The following is a 2,584-nucleotide window of genomic DNA, read 5'->3' as shown; positions in this document are numbered from 1 at the left end:
CGGCGTGCCGACGGCGCGGGAGCAGGGCGTGGACATCGTCTGGCCCGCGATCCGCGGCTTCTACGTCGGCCCGCAGGTCTCGGACGGCGCGGTCGTGGCCTGGACGGCCAGCTTCGACCAGCTGATGGCCACGCCGGCCTTCCAGGAACTCCGCGCACAACACGGGCTGTTCCCGCTGGCGCTGACGGGCCCGGCCCTGCGCGCCTTCATCGACCGCCAGCACCGCCAGTACGGCGAGCTCGCGACCCGTTTCGGCCTGCGGCGCTGAGCGAGCCAGCGCCCGCCGCCACCTTGCCTTTCCCGATCCCCATCAACGACAACGAGGAGACCTCTTGAAAACGACCCGCACCCTTCGACTGAACGCCCTGTGCGCCGGCCTGCTGGCGCTGTGCGCCGCGCCCTCCGCCTTCGCGCAGAGCAGCGTCACCGTCTACGGCATCGCCGACGTGCTGATGGAATACCGCGACCACATGAACGCGGCCGGCGACCACCGCTTCGGCGTCACCTCCGGCGGCATGAACACCTCGCGCTGGGGCCTGCGCGGCAGCGAGGATCTGGGCGGCGGCCTCAAGGCCGTGTTCCAACTCGAGGCCGAGGTTGGCATGGACACCGGCGCGGCGGGCTCGTCGTTCTGGGGCCGCCAGGCCAACGTCGGGCTGGACGGCGACTTCGGGCGCGTGATCGTCGGCCGCTCGTACTCGACGACCTACGACTTCATGCTGCCCTTCGACCCGATGGGCTACGCGCCGTTCTACTCCTGGGCCACCTCCGGCGGCCAGATCGCGACGCTGCCGCGCAAGGACGGCATGGTCACCGGCGTGTCCAACCTGATCAAGTACCAGGGGACCTTCGGGCCGGTGAAGCTCGGCGCGACGTATGCGCTGGGCGAGGTGGCCGGTTCGGATTCGGCGGGGCGCTTCTTCTCGCTGGCGGGCGGCTACACGGCGGGACCGTTCGCGGCGGCGCTGGTGGTGGACCAGCGCAATGGCGCCACCATCGCGGCCAACGGCCGCTACGACAAGGAGAAGGCGCTGCATTGGGGCGTGTCTTATGACTGGAAGCCGGTCAAGCTGTTCCTGGCGCAGCGCGTCTACAAGAAGGAATTCGCCACCGGCGGCGCCAACGCCAAGAGCACGATGACCTGGCTGGGCGCGACCTGGCAGGCCACGCCGGCGATCAGCCTGACGCCGGCCGTCTACTTCCAGAACATCTCCAGCGGCGCCAGCGGCACCGACGATCCGCGCCTCTTCGCGCTGCGCGCCAAGTACGAACTGTCCAAGCGCACCAGCCTGTACGCGGTGGCTTCGACCGCCAAGTCCGGCGATGGCGGCGTGGTCAGCGTCTCGCGCGATGACAACGGCTTCGCTGATTCGCAGTCCAGCGTCGGGCTGGGGATCCAGCACCGGTTCTGATCGGGTGGGTGAGTCCCTCGCCGCGGCGCCTCAGGCCGCGGGTGAGGGCTGGCCTGGCAGCAGGCCTTCGCCGCGCAGCCGGGCCAGCACGTCGAAGAGCAGGTCGCTGCGGATGCCGTAGGCGGCGCGCGGCGAGTTCACGAATCCCGAGGCGTTGAGCACCAGGTTCGTCCCGTCCACGCCGTCGAGCTGGACGTTGGGCGCCGGCGTCGCCAGCACGCCGGGATGGGCCTCGAACGAGGCCAGCACCAGCGCCTTCACCCGGTCGATGTCGGTGGCCAGCGGCATCGGCAGCTTGAACTGCACCATGCCCAGCGACTCGCCGTAGGTGACGTTGCGCACGATCTTGGTGATGAACTCCGAGTTCGGCACGATGACCGTCGAGCGGTCGCCCATCTGGATCTCGGTCGAGCGCACGCTGATGCGGCGGATGTCGCCCTCGACGCCGGAGAGCGAGACCCAGTCGCCTACCTTCACCGGCCGCTCGGCCAGCAGGATCAGGCCGGAGACGAAGTTCTGCACGATGGACTGCAGGCCGAAGCCGATGCCCACCGACAGCGCGCTGGCCACCCAGGCCACGCTCTGCAGGCTGAACTCCATCGCGGTCAGCGAGGCGGCGATGGCCAGGACCGTGCCCATGTAGCCGAACAGCGTCGTCGCCGATGAGCGCATGCCTGCGTCCATCCGCGTGGTGGGCATGTAGCGCGTCGACAGCCATCCCTTGAGCCCTCGCACCGCGCCCAGACCCAGCAGAAGCACCGCCAGGCCCTGAAGCAGTTCCAGTGGCCGCAGCGTCAGGCCGCCGATCGCCAGGCCGTCCGCCACCTTGCCGGACCGCCGCACCAGATCCAGCGGGCCCTCGCCATAGGGCGCCAGGAGCAGCAGCAGCGCCAGGAAGGCGATCGCGATGCGGCACAGGCCCGAGAGCAGCAGCGCGGTCTGCTCGCGGGTGCGCGGTGGCGCCGGGGCCTCGTCGGGCGCCGCGGCGGGCTTGCCGTCGGACTTGGGCGCCGCGGGCAGGGGCGCCAGCAGCGTCATGAACAGGTCGTCGACCAGCGCGCTCGCCAGGTAGGCGCCGCCCAGCACGATGAGCGCCCAGACGAACTGGTTCATCGCGAACACGGCCAGCGACACGAAGCCCAGCAGCAGCGCCAGCACCGCGGCGGTCAGCA

At 70.4% G+C, this 2,584-nt stretch carries 2 protein-coding genes and 1 pseudogene; 2 read left to right on the top strand and 1 reads right to left on the bottom strand.

Going from position 1 to position 2,584, the window contains the following annotated elements:
* A pseudogene (locus tag FUT87_RS26040) lies at positions 1–268 on the top strand (tripartite tricarboxylate transporter substrate binding protein); the annotation flags it as partial.
* A gap of 64 nt (positions 269–332) precedes the next feature.
* Positions 333–1,412: a porin gene (locus tag FUT87_RS26035; RefSeq protein ID WP_255512046.1), complete on the top strand. Its 1,080-nt coding sequence runs from the start codon at positions 333–335 to the stop codon at positions 1,410–1,412.
* A gap of 30 nt (positions 1,413–1,442) precedes the next feature.
* On the opposite strand, the gene FUT87_RS26030 is transcribed toward FUT87_RS26035, so the two are convergent.
* The coding region (locus FUT87_RS26030) for a mechanosensitive ion channel family protein (protein WP_147242858.1) at positions 1,443–2,584 on the bottom strand (1,142 nt) is incomplete at its 5' end.

It is taken from the genome of Mitsuaria sp. TWR114 (assembly GCF_007997345.1).
This window is presented reverse-complemented; position numbering and strand designations above follow the sequence as displayed.